Source organism: Rickettsia bellii RML369-C, from assembly GCF_000012385.1.
Lineage (GTDB): Bacteria > Pseudomonadota > Alphaproteobacteria > Rickettsiales > Rickettsiaceae > Rickettsia > Rickettsia bellii.
Genome location: NC_007940.1, coordinates 819,446 through 835,569, shown reverse-complemented (window position 1 = coordinate 835,569; position 16,124 = coordinate 819,446). Strand labels below are relative to the sequence as shown.

Below are 16,124 nucleotides of genomic sequence, written 5' to 3'. Positions count from 1 at the left end.
TAATACTTAAAGCATATCATATGTCCGCACTTACTGTAAGATTACCCGATGACTTAGCAGAAGAAGTAACTAAGAGGGCTAGAAAACTTCATATTTCACGTAGTCAGTATATTAGAAAATCTATTGAAAACATGAATAAAAGCTTATATGAGCAAGAACGACAAGAGAAGTTATTTAAAGCTAGTATGCGTACCCGCAAAGAAAGTATAAAAATAAATTCTGAATTTTCTAATATTGAACATGACCTTGAAAATTAATCTCGGAGAAATTTGGCTTGCCGATTTAAATCCTAGAGTTGGTAGTGAGCCTGGCAAAACGAGACCTGTACTAATTATTCAAGATCAAGTATTATTAGATGCGAGTCATCCGTCTACTTTAATCATCCCCTTGACAACTAATTTGATAGATGATGCTTTTCCTTTACGAATCCGTATTAAAGCTCATAATAAATTAGAAAAAGATTCGGACCTGTTAATAGACCAAATACGTAGCATAGATAATAAACGCTTAATTTTAGGACCTCTAACTAGTTGTAATCCTGCCACTATGCAAATAATCTATAAAGCAGTATTAGAAGTTATAGGAGTTAAAATATAAGAGTCTGTGGGGGAAAACGCTTATTTGACTTCCAAATTTTAAAGTATTTGCGATACAGTGCCACGATATTTTTGAAAGAATCCAAAAGAGTATATATTATTACATTTTGAGGTTGTTTTTGAGGTAATTAATTCCCATCTTATTCCTTTAAAATAATTAATAATACAATAAACTTATTCCTCAAAATCTTCTAAACTAACTCCATGTTTTGTTTTGTTCCATTTAAACGGACAGAAGATAATTTCGAAAACTGCTTTATATGAAGCTATAGTATGTAATATGAAATAGCCAGCCCACAAAACTAACGCTATTAAATCCTGAAACTTTATTTTTCCAAATTTTAAAGAATTTTTTAATATATAAATAACAGTTCCGTATAAATATAAGAGGGAAAAAATACTATTAACCAGCCATACATAATCAATTATAGGGTTTTTATTTATAATAATGGAAAATATTATAAAAGGTAAACACCAGAAATTATAAGTTGATAGTCCAATGAAAATATAAATAGTTATTATTTGTAACAAAGTAAGTTTTTTATACTTATCCTTTTGTGCTATAAATACAAAAAATGTTTGCAAAAAACCTTTGATCCAACGTGACCTTTGATTCAACCAATTACCTAAACTATTCGGTGCTTCTTCTAAAGTATATGAATCAAGAATGGTTACCTTATAATTTTGCGAGTAAATTCTTAACCCGATTTCAGCATCTTCGGTTACGTTATGAGCATCCCAGCCACCCAACTTACGTAATATATCTGCTTTAAAATGATTGCTTGTCCCGCCAAGTGGGGTAGGGAGCTTGAGCAAACTTAACCCTTTTAAAATATATTCAAACCATAAGCTATATTCTAGATTAAACATTTTGGTTAAAACATTTTCGTTTTTATTATAAAAATTGAGCTTGGCTTGCAGACAAATAAAATCGGGTGCTAAACTCTTAAACATTGCTAAAGCCTTAAGTAGCTGATCTGGTTCAGGTTTATCTTCAGCATCGTAAACAACTACATACTCACCTCGTGAATATTCTAAAGCATAGTTAAGGGCTTTCGGCTTAGTTCGAGGGGAGCTTTGTGGTACTAGTATCACGTGAAAATATGCAGGTAAATTATATAAAGCTATTTCTTTAATCATTAAATAATCATCATCTTCAATAATTATTTTGACATCTAGTTTACTATCAGGGTAATTAATTAATGAAATATTTTTGATTATTGATCTTAATTTGCTTAACTCTTTATATAATGGCACTAAAATTGTATAAATCGGTAATTCTTCTACGTTAATTCTTGCCTGTTTTACTTCTAATGGCTTATAGTCTCTTATTGCTTTTACAAATAAGAGCGATTTTAAAACATTTTGCACAAAGTAGCTTATATTATTAGCAATATGAAATAAAACCGGCACATAAGTCAATATCACTAGAAACACAACAAAAAATATTATTACCTTATTTGCATAATTAATATTTTTAGCAGTGATCGGTCCAGCTTTAAATTCAAGAGCATATTTAGCTTTAATACTATTTAAATGAGCAAAGTTCTGCTCTAATGACTTATAAAAATAATATTTCTTGATTAGGGCTATAGAAGAAAAGTTATTCTTTTCATCAAATAATAATTTTAAATTATTTATGGCAGTAATTTTATTTCCTACTTTATCTTCATAAACAAAATATCCCTGCATTACATATTCTTGAGCATTAGAATAATTATAAATTTTAATGCAAGAAATATTATTTATTATTGGTAATATCTTATTTTCATAAAGCATATCAATCATTAATTCATTGTCGATTACATCCTCTTTGATAATAGTATTTAAGTCAGCTAACCGCTTTCTATCTTTAATTAGCTGCAAAATTTTATCTTCATCTATACATCTAACCATACTGAAAAGCTTAAACCTGATATTTTATATTTTTTGTTTGAGAGGCTGCGATCCCAGAAATAACCTATTTGAGTTGTTAATGAACTTTTGCTTTCTTTTCCAAAGTTAATTATTTTTGCAACCCCTAATTGTTCATAAACAGAGTTATCATATATAGAGCCGTAATTTTTTCTAGTGTGATATTTTGTAAAACTTGTAAGCATTATTCCGTTGCTAAATTTAATGCCCTCACAAATAGAGAAATTATAATACATCTTCTTATAGCCAGTATTATTTATAGAATACCCAAAGCTAATTGTATTTTGGCTAAATATAGTAACGGAATAGATGTTTTTAGACATTCCTGTTAACAAAGATATTTCTCCTAAAAAACTCTCTTTCTGCTTTTTATTGCTAACCATCAAGATTTTAGGTTGAGCTGAAGTAACAAAATCATGATCACCAAATAGTTTAAACTTGTAATAAATAGCAGTCTCTAGGCTTGCATTTTTTTTATTTATAAATTTATCTTTTTTATATAGGAAGCTCATACCTATATTCTGATTATCGGTTATGCCATATTCTATACAGCTATTTGCTAATTGCACATCTTGATAGGATAATAATTCCACTATTTTCTGCTCTAATTTTTTTATTTGTCGCAGAATTTTTGCTTGAAGATTAGGTTGATTTTTTACTTCTTCAAGATATTGCCTAAGATATATTATTCTATTATTTACATGTAAAACAATTTCCTCTCTTTGCTTTTTTTCATTTTTTGAGATTCTATTAGTTTTATTTCCCCCTATAATATATCTATATCTGCCTTGCTCTAACAGCCATGCGGAAGCATATGCTGTGTTGATATCAAAAACAATTATGATAAATATGAGACAGCAATATAGCCTTAATATCATAGCCGCTTAAATTTAAAAAATGCATTATAATAACAATTATAAGTTGAGTAAAGTGTTAAATAAAAAATTTAATAAAATTTTTTGATTGAAATAATATATAGCTTATTGTAGTAATAATTTATATAAGACTAAATTAACTTAAAGAGGAAAATATGCTTGATCAAAAAATTGAAAGTACAAAACCTAATTCCGGCACAACAAATTTTGAAAGTAATTTTTCAGAGACGTTTAGGGGAACGATAATAATCGCACCTGATACAGAAGTTATATTTAAAAATCTAAAAAATGCTAGTAAATTAATATTAGGAGCACGCAGCAGTGCTGAAGTAACTGATCTTAATAAAGTATTTAAAAATGATGAAGATATAGAAGTTATGTTATCAGGTGATGAGATTAGTTCAGATAATGAATCTATTTAAATATGATCGTAGAAGTTTAATATTGAAAAAATACGCTGTCCAAGTAATAAAAACTTATTTTATAACTCAAAATATGCTATAATATGAGTTATAAAGTAAACATTTATAGCTCATGATATGGAATTGGCAGCATAAAGATTGGTCTAATTTTAAATATGATCAGAAAAATATTTCTGATTTGGAAAAACGTTTTATCAATAATAGCGGTATTCTTTTAGGAGCAGCTAAATATCTCTCGAAATCAGATAAAGATAATTTAGTTGTTATGCTTGCAAGTGATGAAGCATTAAATAGTTCAGAAATTGAGGGTGAATATCTAAATAGAGACAGCTTGCAATCCTCTATAAAGCGGTATTTTAATATAGCAAAGGATAATAGAAAAGCTTCGCCTGCGGAAAATGGTATCTCAGAATTGCTTGCCGATATGTATTATTCATATGATCAGCCTTTAAACCATGACTGTTTATTTCGTTGGCATGAAATGTTAATGAATGGTAGAAAAGATTTAGATGCTATAGGAAAATATCGCACCCACCTAGAGCCGATGCAGGTAGTTTCAGGCAAATATCATGAGCCAATAGTTCATTTTGAGGCACCGCCATCTGATATTGTACCAAAAGAAATGGATAGATTTATAGAATGGTATAATAATATTACGGATTCTATTACTCCGCTTACTAAAGCTGCTATTGCCCATCTTTATTTTGAGTCTATACATCCGTTTGAAGATGGTAATGGAAGAATAGGTAGAGTTATAACTATAAAAATGCTATGTCAAAATATAGGACAGCCTATATTAGTAGCTTTGTCTCACGTAATAAATCAGGAAAAAAAGTTATATTATAATGCTCTAGAAAATAACAATAAAAGTTTAGAAATTACTGACTGGATATTATATTTTGTTGAAACAATAATTAAAGCTCAGGATTATACTTTACGTAATATTGAGTTTTTAATAAATAAAACAAAATTTTATGATAAGTTTAAAGATACCTTAAATACAAGACAAGAAAAAGTCGTTAAAAGAATTTTTGAAGAGGGGGTAGAGGGCTTTAAAGGTGGTTTAAGTGCTAAAAATTATCTAAACATCACCAAAACCTCTAAAGCCACTGCCACAAGAGATCTACAAGAATTGGTAGAAATGCAGGCATTTATTAAAACTGGCGAACTTAAATCTACAAGGTATTATATTAATTTAGAAAATTAGAGTAAGATACTTTATTGTGTGCCTAAATTAAGAAGAAGTGTCTTCATCTATATATTATTCTTTATTTGTATTATTCAAAAACTTTTCTTTTTAATCTTTACTAAGAAAAGATAATAAGTTATCCTTTCTTAAGGTATATCTCTTAAGAAAAGATAGAATATGAATAAACGCATAGGTAAATATATTATTCAAAAAGTATCAGGTGAGTCATATAAGGCTTATATACCACCTGAACTGCCACCTGAACCTCCTATAGATTTAGTAAAATTATATACTCACCTTGAAAAAGCTACCTTAGCACTTGCAGAGTTAAACATAACCTGCAAATCTATCCCTAATACTTCGTTATTTATTTATATGTATGTCCGCAAGGAAGCATTGCTCTCAAGCCAAATTGAAGGTACACAAAGCTCTTTTTCAGACTTAATGTTATTTGAGCATAATCAAAAACCTGAAATATCCATAGAAGATGTGGAAGAAGTATCTAATTATGTAAAAGCTATAATGTATGGTTTAGAAAGGTTAAAAGACAGTTTTCCTTTTTCCTTAAGATTATTGCGGGAAATCCATAATATATTACTTTCTGGAGGGCGTGGCTCTAAAAAATTGCCAGGAGAATTTAGGCGTTCTCAGAACTGGATTGGTGGCACAAGACCAGGCAATGCGTTATTTGTTCCTCCTCCGGTAGATTATTTAAATGATTGCCTGTCTCATTTTGAAAATTTTTTGCATGATAATAGCCTGCCGGTTCTTATTAAAGCCGGTATTGCTCATGTTCAATTTGAAACAATTCATCCATTTTTAGATGGTAACGGGCGTTTAGGACGATTACTAATTACATTGTTGCTTTGTCATAATGAAATACTTAATGCCACAATTCTATATTTGAGCCTTTACTTAAAACAAAATCGTCATATTTATTATGAGCTACTTCAAGAAGTCAGGATGCATGGTAATTGGGAAACTTGGCTGGAGTTTTTTTTAGAAGGCATTCATAAATCTGCAATGCAGGCAATTCAAACAACCAATCTTATTAATCAATTATTTGAAGAAGATATTACCCAGATAGAAAAAGCAGGGCGAGCAAGATTTGTTTGTAAGCAAGTTTTAGAATATATGAAATTATTGCCGCAAGTAAATGTATCTATGCTTGCTAAGGGGCTAGATATAACTGCACCTACGGCAAGGCACGCTCTTGAATTAATGAGAAAACTTAATATTTTAGAAGAAATAAGCGGTAAAAAACGCAACAAAATATACGTGTATCGTAAATATTTAAATATTCTTGAAGAAGGCACTGAGCCTTTTACTATTACATCCTATTAACTTTATTTACAACTATACCTAACATAAATATAAAACCGCTTACCATTGTCCCTATAAATACTCCCCTGAGGTTAAAATATTGTAGAGATAAGGAATAATATTCCCAAAGTAGAAAAGTTGCTGCTCCGCTTATTGATGATAAAACCATTATCTGTGTTGGTACTCTAATTTTAAAAAGCGTTGTTACTAGCGGTACTAATATTACAGGTCCCCAAAAGCCGGTAAAGAATACTACTAAATCTATTACGTTGTTGAATTTTAGGGCAGCAATTATAGCAAGGCTTCCTGTTACTACGTTAATAATTCGGGCAATTAATAATAGTTTTTGCTCATTTTTTACCTTTAGAATTGGGTTAATTATGTCTTTAACAATAGCTATAGAAGTAACGTTTAAGTCAGAGTCGGCAGTAGACATAACAGCAGCAAGCAGCCCGCTTATGACTAAGCCTTGAATTAAAGGCGGGATTATTTGATTAATCAGATAAGGTAATACTAAGCTTGATGGTTGCTCTGGATAAAGTTTATAAGCAATTAATCCGTTTAAAGTAACACAAATTAAAAAGAATAAATATATAACCGATTTTGTATATATTGCTTTAGTCGTTTGAGTAGGATTTTTATTAATCAAAGCTCTTTGAATAAAAGTAGGGTATAGATTCATTACGCTAAAGCTTAAAGCAGCAGCGATTATATAAGAAAATAAGTTAGATTGATTAGTTTCAACAATCAAATCGCCTATAGGATTTATAGAACCAATTTTGTTTAGTCCTATAAAAGTGACAACAGGTATCGCAATTATCATTGCAAAAAATTGTAGTAAATTAGTAAAAACAATAGATTGCAGCCCACCTATCGTAGTATATATAAGTACTATACTATAGCTTAAAATTACTCCCTCAATATAATTTATTTCTAAGATATATTGAAAAATATAACCGCTGACGCTTATTTGAGCTGCTAAAAATCCAACCGATACAATTACAGAGCTAACCCCGCCAATAAAACGACCTAGATTGCCGTAATATATACTCATTATATCGCCTATGCTTTTGCTCCATGATGTTTTGCAATTAGCGGCACTATATAAATAGCGATTATGATATCTATTGGGATAGTAAGTATTAAAGCATAAGCATAATATGCGTGTCCTAAAAAAGCTTTTTCCGTAATACCAAAAGTAGTAGCCCCTCCAACGGAACTTGCAAAAATGGTAGCTATTAATAGCAGTTTGTTATTCTGAACCTTACTCTCTACATTTGCATAATTTTTGAAGCTACTATTTTTAGCTCGGTAATAAATACCTACAGCTAAAATTGATATCAGATATAAGAATACGATAATATTATCGATAGGTATTTTGGGCATTATGAGATTTCTGAATTAAAAACAAGTTATTAATATATCTTATTTATCACAACATAAAAATAAAAAACTCATTAACAATTATTAACTAATTGATTAATAGATATTAATATTTTTTGAATAAATAATTCAATATAAATAAATAGGTTAATTATGCCGAGTTTTCAATGTATAGCTACTCTTCCTAGAGATTTAAGAACTGGTCCTCACGATCCACTGCCTCCAGTACATACTATTGGAGAAAAATTAATAGCTGCTTTCCCTTATCCTAGTTTAATGACCAATCAAACTACAAATATGTTGATAGAGTTTGGCAAATGTACCCAAGGTGTAGCTTATAATGTTGTTAATTGGGGAAGTAAATTATTAAGATCTTGTCCGGATGATAGTAAACATAGTATTAATAAAGTAATAAAAGACGGTAGTAGAATAAGCTTTGTGTTTGATGGACCTTTTGAAATATTTTCAAATGGAACAGTAAATTTCTGGGGGACGTCATATAATGTTGTTGGCAATGTAATAAAAGAGGGTAGCACTGCTGTTCTTAGAGCCTTTAATACGACAAGTGCTTGTTCTAGTAGTAATTTAAGAAGTGATTTATTTCCGGATTCGGCAATAGTAGTACAAGATGTAGGAATAGCTAGTGGATGGCGTATAGCAGATGAAGATAATCCGGATGGACTTGCGATGCAAAATAGTGACCTAGCTATTACTTCTGGCTTAGCATCATTTGGTACACAAATGGTAGTAATGGTTTGTGGTGTACTGTTTTCCATATGTGCTATCTTTAAAATTCGGGAATATTGTAAAGGTGAAAGAAAAAAATCACTTGATCTTGATGAGATTTATCCGGATGATGTTCATCATTATAGGCTAAATGATAAATTTACAGGGCATAATGGTAATGTATATCAATATAATGAAGATAGAGATGTTTATGAACTTGCAGGTGAAGCCACTAGTCATGTATAGGTTTTAGTGTCATTGTAAGTGAGCTTAAAACTTAAGTAGAGCGTAGAAATCTCATAAAGCAAACTCCTGAGATTGCTTCGTCAATTACTTCGTAATTTCCTCGCAATGACGACTCTCAATCCACGCAGGCAATCCTCATGCGGGAATAACAAATGAGTCATACAACAAGACCAGTTTCTCCTCGCAATAATGTTTTATAGCATCAAAAAATTCAATGCGTAAAGATATCAACTTCATCCCAGCCGACTAAGTCTAAATTGGCTCTGGTTGGTAGAAATTTAAAGATATCTTGAGCAAGCTCAAATCTATTTTCTTTAACTAACATTTCTATTAAATGCTCTCTTAGCTTATGCAGATAAAGCACATCTTTAGCAGCATATTCTTGTTGGTCGGAAGATAGATTATCAGCACCCCAATAAGAAGATTGTTGTTGTTTGGAAATATTTACTCCTAGTAATTCTCTACATATATCCTTAAGTCCATGGCTTTCAGTATAAGTTCTAACTAGCTTTGAAGATATTTTAGTACAAAAGATATTCTCTAAATCGATACCCAAATATTTTTTTATCGCTGCTAAATCAAACCTTGCGAAATGAAATATCTTGCAACGTTCTTTATCACTTAATAAATTTTTTAGGTTAGGAGCATTATAATTTTGATTTAGAAAATGCACAAGGTGAGCATCACCATTTCCGTTACTAAATTGTAGCAGACAAAGTTTATCTCTGTATAAATTTAATCCCATCGTTTCGGTATCTATTGCTAAATCACCTTCAAGTTCAAAATCATCTGGTAAATCGTTTTGGTAAAGCGTAATAGTCATAATATATTCTTTGGTTAAATTTTAGGTTTTGTGACGGAGTCTATGGTTTGCTATTGGTATTAAAAACTTGTTCGCTTGGAGCTGCTATACCTAAAACTTTGCGTGCTTGTTCATCTAGCATATCCTTATCTAACGATTCGGTTCTAAGTAGTTTAACGTTATGTTCAAGCTCTACTCGCTCAGCTTGCAATAACTTCAATTCATCATAGGCTTTTTCAAGTTGTCTATTTACTTTTAAATAGGCAATAACTCCTTTATTGCCGTAAATGCAGTGAAAAACAAAATATCCTAGTAACAATGCTAGGAAGATATTTAAAATTATTTTTTTTGTATTATTATTCGAAAGTACTAAATTAAGAATACTCATAAATATAATCCATTTATAAAAAATAATATTGGGGCAGTTAAAATTATACTGTCAAATCTATCTAATACTCCCCCATGACCAGGTATAATATTGCCGCTATCCTTAATATTAAACTTTCGTTTAAAATATGAAATAAATAGATCACTTAGCTGAGCTGTTAAAGCTAGCGTACAACTAATTATAAACAAATAAATCCTATTTGAGAAATAGTAATTTTCAATATAAAAACTTGGTATAAAACTAATTAAGGTTGCAACTAAACCTGCAGATAATATTCCTGTAATTAAGCCGCTCCAAGTTTTTTTAGGGCTGATTTTTGGAGCAAGTTTTGCACCGCCCAAGGTTTTGCCGCCAATCATCGCAAATATATCTACCGACCAAACTATGCAAAAATAAAGCATAATAAGCCAGTTATTTATAGGATTGCTACTTAAAAATATTAATAAGCTTATGGGAATTGGGATAATAATTAAACCTATTAGTAGATACATAATAGAGGAGTGGGTCATATCATACCATTCGCTAAGCATCCCTATAGCTACTAATATCATTAAAACATAGAATAAAGGTTTAAGCCATAATATGGCTACCACAAATGATGGTACTAATACTATCCCTGATAGTATCCTCAAATATAAATTTGATTTTTGTTTATCTTTTGCCAAATGTTCTTTTCCTTTTTGAATAATCATCTATAGCGTTTATTATGTCTTCTTTATTAAAATCAGGCCAATATTTTTGAGAAAAATATAGTTCAGCATAAGCTGCTTGCCAAAGCAAGAAATTACTAATCCGAAAAACACCGCCAGGTCTTATTAATAAATCTACATCCGGCATTTCCGGATCATATAATGCATTTTGTATATCGCTCTCAAGAATTTCTGTTTTACCACTTGCAATAATTTTAGTGCAAGCATCTGTGATTTCTTGACGACTACCATAGCTAAAAGCTATACAAAGAGTTAATTTATTATTATCTTTTGTCAATTCTATAGCATTATTTATTTGTTTTTGCAATGAGTCGCTTAATAAATTAAGCCTACCTATTACTTTTATTTTAATGCCGTTTTTATGCAAATTATCTAGCTCTTTTTTTAAATAAATGTTTAATAACCTCATTAAAAAAGATATTTCTGTATTTGAGCGTTGCCAGTTTTCAGAAGAGAAAGTATATAGTGTAATATATGGGATTTTAAGGTTAATAAATTCCGGTAATAATTCATGTACTTTATCAGCTCCGGCTCTATGCCCCTCAGATTTAGGTAAGTTATGCGTAGCTGCCCAGCGTGCATTACCATCCATTATTATTGCTAAATGTTTTATGTTAGTCATTATTAAATATATATTTTTGGTTCTTTTTAACGTCATTGCGAGCCACTGAAAGTGGCGTGGCAATCTTATCAGAATGTCCTGAGATTGCATCAAAGCTCTGCTTTCACAAGGCATTATTGCGTAGATCGAAAAACGTGATCGGTGTCATCTAGTTGCTTGACCACGGTATCCAGAAAATAATAAAAAATACTAACTGGATCTAGTTCATAAATCACGGGATGACAGGGGAAAATGATTCACACAGGCAATCCCTCCTTGTAATGACGACTATACCAATTTTTAAAATTCTATCTTAGTATACACAGGAATTTCTACTCTAACCGACAACCCACCTAAATCCTTACTATCTTCTAGATAAAGAAATCCGTTATGATCCTTTACTATCTCACGAGTAATAGCAAGTCCAAGACCTACATTACTTGAATTATCTAACTGCCTTGCTTTATCCGATCTATAAAATGGCTTTAATACTAAAGGTTTTTCTGCATTATCTATGCCGCTGCCATTATCTTCAATGATTATTGATAAGTTAGATGAGTTAGCATTTAACGAAATTCTAACTTTAGTACCATATTTTATAGCATTACTAATTAAATTAGACAAGGCTCTTTCAAAAGAATGTGGTTTAATTCGAAGTTTTACTCCATCTAATTTAGTAGGGTTTATAAACTTTATATCTATATGTGACCATTTATTTAAAAAAGATTTAATCCAAGATAAAATAAAAACCTCTTTAAATTGTTCTGCACTTTCGCCTCTTGCAAAATCTAGATAGGAGTTTATCATTTGCTGCATAGTTAATATATCTTGCTTTAGTCCGTCAGTTTCTTCATTTTCGTCCATTAATTCAAGTTGTAATTTCATGCGTGTTAGAGGAGTTCTTAAATCATGAGAAATCATAGCAAGCATGGTAGTTCTTTTAGTAATTTGCTTTTCTATACGAGATTTCATCTTTAAAAAAGCAAGCCCTGCTTTTCTTATTTCTAAAGCACCTGTAGGCTTAAAATTCTTACTTTTTAAGATACCTCGACCGAATTCATCCATGCTATCTGCAAGAGCAACTATTGATTTAATTTGATTTTTAGAGAAAAATAATGGAGATGGAAAGTAATATAATAGTTAAAAATATAATCCATAGAACAAAGATATATACTGTTGGGTTAAGTAATAGTTTGGCTGGAAAAGAAATATTTAATATCTCGTTATTTAGTTCTAATAATACTTGAATTCTATTTTCCTTAGTTAAGTTAATTATATTTTTTTCATGAATTTTTGTATTTAAAATATTTTTAAATATAGTTAAGGGTTCGTTTAACTTAGGCTGTTTTGCTAATAGTTTCTTATTAGGCTCAAATTGATAAGATAAATTGAGATAATTTTCTGATAAATGAGTTATTTCTTTGGGATTGTCTTTATGCTCTTTAATTAAAGATTCTATTTCATTGATAATAATGGTGCTAGTATAATATGAAACATTATACCAATGACGATCATAAAACAAAAATATAGCAACTAGCTGTCCTATCAAAATCGGCATAATTATGATAAGCATAAATCTTAGGAATAAAGTCCTAGGTAATAATTTAGATATAAAGTGCATATCCCTCATTACGCACGGTTTTTAAATATTTCGGTTCTTTAGGATTATCTTCTAGCTTATTTCTTATTCTGGTAATTTGTACATCAATAGAGCGTTCACTAAGACCTCCCATAATTTTTGAAAGCTCAAGGCGGCTAATAGAAGTGCCAAGACGTTCTATAAATATTTCAAGTAATTTTTGCTCAGTAGAGCTAAGCGGAATTATCTGATCATTTTTAGTAAATTCTTTAGTATTATAATTATAAAAATTATTGCCAAATTTAGTTATATTTTTTTCTTTTTTGGGATTATTATAATTATTGATCAAGTTATTTATACGCAATAATAATTCTCGTGGTTCAAAAGGTTTAATAACATAATCTGATGCACCAGCTTCAAGACCTTTAACACGGTCATCAGCTTCCGATAAAGCAGTTAACATTACTATCGGTATATTATTACCAGCATCTCTAATGGTAGTAGCAAAATCAAGCCCCGTAATGCTTGGTAACATGACGTCTAAAATAATCAAGTCATAATTAGAAGTTTTTAGCAAATCCTTTGCCTCTATAGCTGAAACAGCTGTTGATACTAAAAACTCATTTTTATTTAAAAATTGCTTTAAAAGTGCTAATATTCTGGTATCATCATCAACAATTAGGATATGTGCCTTATATTCTTGCATATATATTCGTTTAATTTGAAAAATTGACAGTGTTCTGTCATCCCGTGGCTTGTCCACGGGATCCAGAAAAATAATAAAAAATACTAACGTATTTTTAACTGGACCCCGTGGACAAGCCACGGGGTGACACCGAGAGTGCTTTTCAATTCACTATGCGGAAATAACATAATTACTCTAGTACAAATAACAATTAATAACAATGACAAAAAATTCAGAAAATAATCTTTGGTATATTTGGATTAATGGTGAGTTAGTTCCTTATGAACTTGCTACAGTGCATGCTTTAACTCATAGTTTGCATTACTCAGGATCAGTATTTGAGGGTGAGCGGGCTTATAATGGGAAAGTTTTTAAACTTAAAGAACATACTGAAAGATTGGTTAAATCAGCAGAAGTTTTAGGATTGAAAGTACCTTATAATGTAGAAGAAATTATAAAAGCTCATGAGTTATTAATAGAGAAAAATAAGATTCAGGATGCATATATAAGACCGCTTGTTTGGTGTGGGAGTGAGTCTTTAAATATTATTAATCCTAAATTGTCGACTAACGTTTTGATTGCAGCTGTTCCTTCTATGCCACGAGCATTTGCTGCAGGATTTAATTTGTATGTAAGCAGATGGCGTAAAGCTGCACCTAATATGATGCCGGTACAATCTAAATCCGCTGCTCATTATAACATGGCAATAACAAGTAAGAAAGAGGCTAAAGACCTTGGCTATGATGATGCATTATTACTTGATTATGAGGGGTATATTGCGGAATGTACTACAACAAATATTTTCTTTGTTAAAGATAATGTGCTATATACTCCAATTGCTGATAGATTTTTAGATGGTATAACGAGACAAACTATTATTGAAATTGCAAAAAATTTAGGATTAGAAGTAAAAGAAGAACGTCTAAAATTAGAACAGATAGAAGATTTTATCAGCTGTTTTGCTACAGGTACAGCAATTGAAGTGCAGAATATTAATTCTATAGATATTGGTAATAAGAAAGTTATTTTTAATGATCATAAAATTGCAGATGTTTTGAAAGAAGAGTATGGTAAAATTGTGAGGGGGTAGTATGTCATTCCTGCGTAGGCGGGAATCCAGTAAAAAATACAAACACAAAAAGCTCGATTTATCTCGCTTTATGCTGGATTCCCGCCTACGCAGGAATGACATTGAAGCCATGCAACAATATAGGCTCGCAATGACAAAACAACATAAAAATGAAAAACAATGAATAATATATTTAAAGGTTTGATTACGGCAATAATAACGCCGTTTAGAGATAATAAACTAGATTTAAATGCCTTAGAAAAGATTTTAGAATATCAAATAAATGCTGAAGTGAATGCCGTAGTAATAGCAGGTTCAACAGGTGAGGGGAGTAGTTTAAGTTTTGAAGAGTATAAATTATTATTGCAGACGGCTAAGGATATTGTAAATAAGCGTATTCCTGTAATTAGCGGATGTTCTTCAAATAATACTGCGTGTGCAATAGAGCTTGCGGCTGAATCTACAAAAATCGGAGTTGACGGCTTTATGATTAGTCCGCCGTCATATTTGAAGCCTACTCAAGGCGGGATCTATAAACATTTTGAAGCAATACATGAAGCTAGTAATTTGCCGATTATGCTATATTCAGTTCCGAGTAGAACCGGAGTCGATTTTACAGATGAAACGATATTAAAATTGAGTAAGTTATCTCGTATTTTAGCTTTAAAAGATGCAGGAATAGATTTGGAAAGACCGCTTAGAATTAAATCTGTAATTAATAAAGAATTTAATCTATTATGTGGTAATGATGATTTAAGTCTTGCTTTTAATGCTCAAGGTGGAGTAGGGTGCGTGTCCGTAGCTTCAAATATTACCCCTAAACTGTGCAAAGAGCTTCAAGAGAAATGGCACAATAATGATGTTAAAGGAGCTTTAGGGATTCATCAAAGATTATTACCTTTATATAAAGCGTTATTCGTAGAATCAAACCCAATTCCAGTTAAGTATGCTATGTATTATTTAGGATTCTGCACAAACGAAATTCGTTTGCCTTTAACTGAAGCAACAGATACAACTAAAAAACAAATTGAGGAAATTATAACATCCTTATCTATAAAAGTATGATGGAATATAAGAAAATTATTGCACAAAATAAAAAAGCTCTCTTTAATTATTTTATTGAGGAAAGACTAGAAGCAGGTATTGTATTAAAGGGTAGTGAAGTTCAATCACTTCGTCAAGGTAAAGCATCTATAGAAGAGAGTCATGCAGCTGATACGGGAAATGAGGTATTTTTGTATAATTGTCATATTGCAGAATATGAAAAGGCAAATAGGTTCAATCATTCTACCAGAAGACCACGTAAATTGTTATTGCATAAGAAAGAAATAAATAAAATTATCGGTAGAACTAAAATAAAGGGTTATACTCTAGTTGCCTTATCTATGTATTTTAACAAAAAGAACAAAATAAAAATTGAGCTTGGCATTGCTAAAGGTAAAAAATTACACGATAAAAGAGAATCAATTAAAGAAAAAGATTGGAAGAGAGATCAGAGTAGATTGATCAGACAGAAGTAAAGGGTAAGGTATAGTTGTCACCCCGTGATTTATTCACGGGGTTCAGGAAAAAATATATAATATTTTTTATTGTTTTTCTGGATCCCGTGGTCAAGC

Annotated in this window: 16 protein-coding genes and 2 pseudogenes; 9 read left to right on the top strand and 9 right to left on the bottom strand. The window is 30.8% G+C overall.

Going from position 1 to position 16,124, the window contains the following annotated elements:
* The first annotated feature begins 20 nt into the window (after positions 1–20).
* Together RBE_RS03945 and RBE_RS03940 are read left to right on the top strand one after the other, a co-directional pair.
* A complete protein-coding gene (locus tag RBE_RS03945; protein WP_011477426.1) occupies positions 21–257 on the top strand; it encodes a ribbon-helix-helix protein, CopG family in 237 nt (78 codons plus the stop codon).
* A complete protein-coding gene (locus tag RBE_RS03940) occupies positions 241–597 on the top strand; it encodes a type II toxin-antitoxin system PemK/MazF family toxin (RefSeq protein WP_011477425.1) in 357 nt (118 codons plus the stop codon). The genes RBE_RS03945 and RBE_RS03940 overlap by 17 nt, the downstream gene beginning before the upstream one ends.
* 173 nt (positions 598–770) lie before the next feature.
* Here RBE_RS03940 and RBE_RS03935 read toward each other — a convergent pair whose 3' ends face one another.
* Together RBE_RS03935 and RBE_RS03930 are read right to left on the bottom strand one after the other, a co-directional pair.
* Positions 771–2,492 carry a glycosyltransferase family 2 protein gene (locus RBE_RS03935; RefSeq protein WP_011477424.1) on the bottom strand — a complete coding sequence of 574 codons (1,722 nt, stop codon included), beginning with the start codon at positions 2,490–2,492 and terminating at the stop codon, positions 771–773.
* Positions 2,477–3,022: a hypothetical protein gene (locus RBE_RS03930; protein ID WP_041804850.1), complete on the bottom strand. Its 546-nt coding sequence runs from the start codon at positions 3,020–3,022 to the stop codon at positions 2,477–2,479. The genes RBE_RS03935 and RBE_RS03930 overlap by 16 nt, the downstream gene beginning before the upstream one ends.
* 518 nt (positions 3,023–3,540) lie before the next feature.
* Here RBE_RS03930 and RBE_RS03925 point away from each other — a divergent pair.
* The 3 genes from RBE_RS03925 (at position 3,541) to RBE_RS03915 (ending at position 6,340) form a co-directional block, all read left to right on the top strand.
* Positions 3,541–3,807: a hypothetical protein gene (locus RBE_RS03925; RefSeq protein WP_011477422.1), complete on the top strand. Its 267-nt coding sequence runs from the start codon at positions 3,541–3,543 to the stop codon at positions 3,805–3,807.
* A 112-nt stretch (positions 3,808–3,919) separates the two neighbouring features.
* On the top strand, positions 3,920–5,014 hold the full coding sequence (locus RBE_RS03920) for a Fic family protein (protein WP_011477421.1): 1,095 nt from the start codon (positions 3,920–3,922) through the stop codon (positions 5,012–5,014).
* 159 nt (positions 5,015–5,173) lie between these two features.
* Positions 5,174–6,340 (top strand): Fic family protein, encoded by a 1,167-nt coding sequence (locus RBE_RS03915; protein ID WP_011477420.1) that lies wholly within the window; start codon positions 5,174–5,176, stop codon positions 6,338–6,340.
* On the opposite strand, the pseudogene RBE_RS03910 reads toward RBE_RS03915, so the two are convergent.
* A pseudogene (locus tag RBE_RS03910) lies at positions 6,327–7,705 on the bottom strand (sodium:solute symporter family protein). The gene RBE_RS03915 and the pseudogene RBE_RS03910 sit on opposite strands and share 14 nt — an antisense overlap.
* 150 nt (positions 7,706–7,855) lie before the next feature.
* Here RBE_RS03910 and RBE_RS03900 point away from each other — a divergent pair.
* Complete coding sequence (locus tag RBE_RS03900) at positions 7,856–8,674, top strand: hypothetical protein (protein WP_011477417.1); 819 nt, start codon at positions 7,856–7,858, stop codon at positions 8,672–8,674.
* 211 nt (positions 8,675–8,885) lie between these two features.
* Here the strand turns inward: RBE_RS03900 and RBE_RS03895 are convergent, their stop codons facing one another.
* The 6 genes and pseudogenes from RBE_RS03895 to RBE_RS03870 all read right to left on the bottom strand — a co-directional run bounded on the left by RBE_RS03895 (position 8,886) and on the right by RBE_RS03870 (position 13,460).
* A complete protein-coding gene (locus RBE_RS03895) occupies positions 8,886–9,497 on the bottom strand; it encodes a ribonuclease D (protein ID WP_011477416.1) in 612 nt (203 codons plus the stop codon).
* A gap of 40 nt (positions 9,498–9,537) precedes the next feature.
* Entirely contained in the window at positions 9,538–9,864 is a 327-nt protein-coding gene (locus RBE_RS03890; RefSeq protein WP_011477415.1) for an FtsB family cell division protein, read from the bottom strand.
* Positions 9,861–10,556 (bottom strand): phosphatidate cytidylyltransferase, encoded by a 696-nt coding sequence (locus RBE_RS03885; RefSeq protein WP_011477414.1) that lies wholly within the window; start codon positions 10,554–10,556, stop codon positions 9,861–9,863. The genes RBE_RS03890 and RBE_RS03885 overlap by 4 nt, the downstream gene beginning before the upstream one ends.
* Positions 10,516–11,196, bottom strand: a complete 681-nt coding sequence (uppS, locus tag RBE_RS03880) for a polyprenyl diphosphate synthase (RefSeq protein ID WP_041804680.1) — start codon at positions 11,194–11,196, stop codon at positions 10,516–10,518. Before uppS ends, RBE_RS03885 begins: the two co-directional genes overlap by 41 nt.
* 279 nt (positions 11,197–11,475) lie before the next feature.
* A pseudogene (locus tag RBE_RS03875) lies at positions 11,476–12,796 on the bottom strand (sensor histidine kinase).
* On the bottom strand, positions 12,780–13,460 hold the full coding sequence (locus tag RBE_RS03870; protein ID WP_011477410.1) for a response regulator transcription factor: 681 nt from the start codon (positions 13,458–13,460) through the stop codon (positions 12,780–12,782). Before RBE_RS03870 ends, RBE_RS03875 begins: the two are co-directional and overlap by 17 nt.
* 199 nt (positions 13,461–13,659) lie before the next feature.
* Here RBE_RS03870 and RBE_RS03865 point away from each other — a divergent pair, with 199 nt between their 5' ends.
* The 3 genes from RBE_RS03865 to smpB all read left to right on the top strand — a co-directional run bounded on the left by RBE_RS03865 (position 13,660) and on the right by smpB (position 16,028).
* Entirely contained in the window at positions 13,660–14,529 is an 870-nt protein-coding gene (locus RBE_RS03865) for a branched-chain amino acid transaminase (protein WP_011477409.1), read from the top strand.
* Between the two features lie 159 nt (positions 14,530–14,688).
* Positions 14,689–15,573, top strand: a complete 885-nt coding sequence (gene dapA, locus RBE_RS03860; protein ID WP_011477408.1) for a 4-hydroxy-tetrahydrodipicolinate synthase — start codon at positions 14,689–14,691, stop codon at positions 15,571–15,573.
* Positions 15,570–16,028 (top strand): SsrA-binding protein SmpB, encoded by a 459-nt coding sequence (smpB, locus tag RBE_RS03855; protein ID WP_011477407.1) that lies wholly within the window; start codon positions 15,570–15,572, stop codon positions 16,026–16,028. Before dapA ends, smpB begins: the two co-directional genes overlap by 4 nt.
* Positions 16,029–16,124: the final 96 nt, after the last annotated feature.

Bases quoted from the DNA above. Each gene is read 5' to 3' on its own strand.
- smpB (WP_011477407.1), top strand. From the start codon at position 15,570: ATGATGGAATATAAGAAAATTATTGCACAAAATAAAAAAGCTCTCTTT.
- RBE_RS03870 (WP_011477410.1), bottom strand. From the start codon at position 13,460: ATGCAAGAATATAAGGCACATATCCTAATTGTTGATGATGATACCAGA.
- RBE_RS03865 (WP_011477409.1), top strand. From the start codon at position 13,660: ATGACAAAAAATTCAGAAAATAATCTTTGGTATATTTGGATTAATGGT.
- uppS (WP_041804680.1), bottom strand. From the start codon at position 11,196: ATGACTAACATAAAACATTTAGCAATAATAATGGATGGTAATGCACGC.
- RBE_RS03895 (WP_011477416.1), bottom strand. From the start codon at position 9,497: ATGACTATTACGCTTTACCAAAACGATTTACCAGATGATTTTGAACTT.
- RBE_RS03925 (WP_011477422.1), top strand. From the start codon at position 3,541: ATGCTTGATCAAAAAATTGAAAGTACAAAACCTAATTCCGGCACAACA.
- RBE_RS03935 (WP_011477424.1), bottom strand. From the start codon at position 2,492: ATGGTTAGATGTATAGATGAAGATAAAATTTTGCAGCTAATTAAAGAT.
- RBE_RS03945 (WP_011477426.1), top strand. From the start codon at position 21: ATGTCCGCACTTACTGTAAGATTACCCGATGACTTAGCAGAAGAAGTA.
- RBE_RS03930 (WP_041804850.1), bottom strand. From the start codon at position 3,022: ATGAGCTTCCTATATAAAAAAGATAAATTTATAAATAAAAAAAATGCA.
- RBE_RS03900 (WP_011477417.1), top strand. From the start codon at position 7,856: ATGCCGAGTTTTCAATGTATAGCTACTCTTCCTAGAGATTTAAGAACT.
- dapA (WP_011477408.1), top strand. From the start codon at position 14,689: ATGAATAATATATTTAAAGGTTTGATTACGGCAATAATAACGCCGTTT.
- RBE_RS03915 (WP_011477420.1), top strand. From the start codon at position 5,174: ATGAATAAACGCATAGGTAAATATATTATTCAAAAAGTATCAGGTGAG.
- RBE_RS03940 (WP_011477425.1), top strand. From the start codon at position 241: ATGACCTTGAAAATTAATCTCGGAGAAATTTGGCTTGCCGATTTAAAT.
- RBE_RS03885 (WP_011477414.1), bottom strand. From the start codon at position 10,556: ATGATTATTCAAAAAGGAAAAGAACATTTGGCAAAAGATAAACAAAAA.
- RBE_RS03890 (WP_011477415.1), bottom strand. From the start codon at position 9,864: ATGAGTATTCTTAATTTAGTACTTTCGAATAATAATACAAAAAAAATA.
- RBE_RS03920 (WP_011477421.1), top strand. From the start codon at position 3,920: ATGATATGGAATTGGCAGCATAAAGATTGGTCTAATTTTAAATATGAT.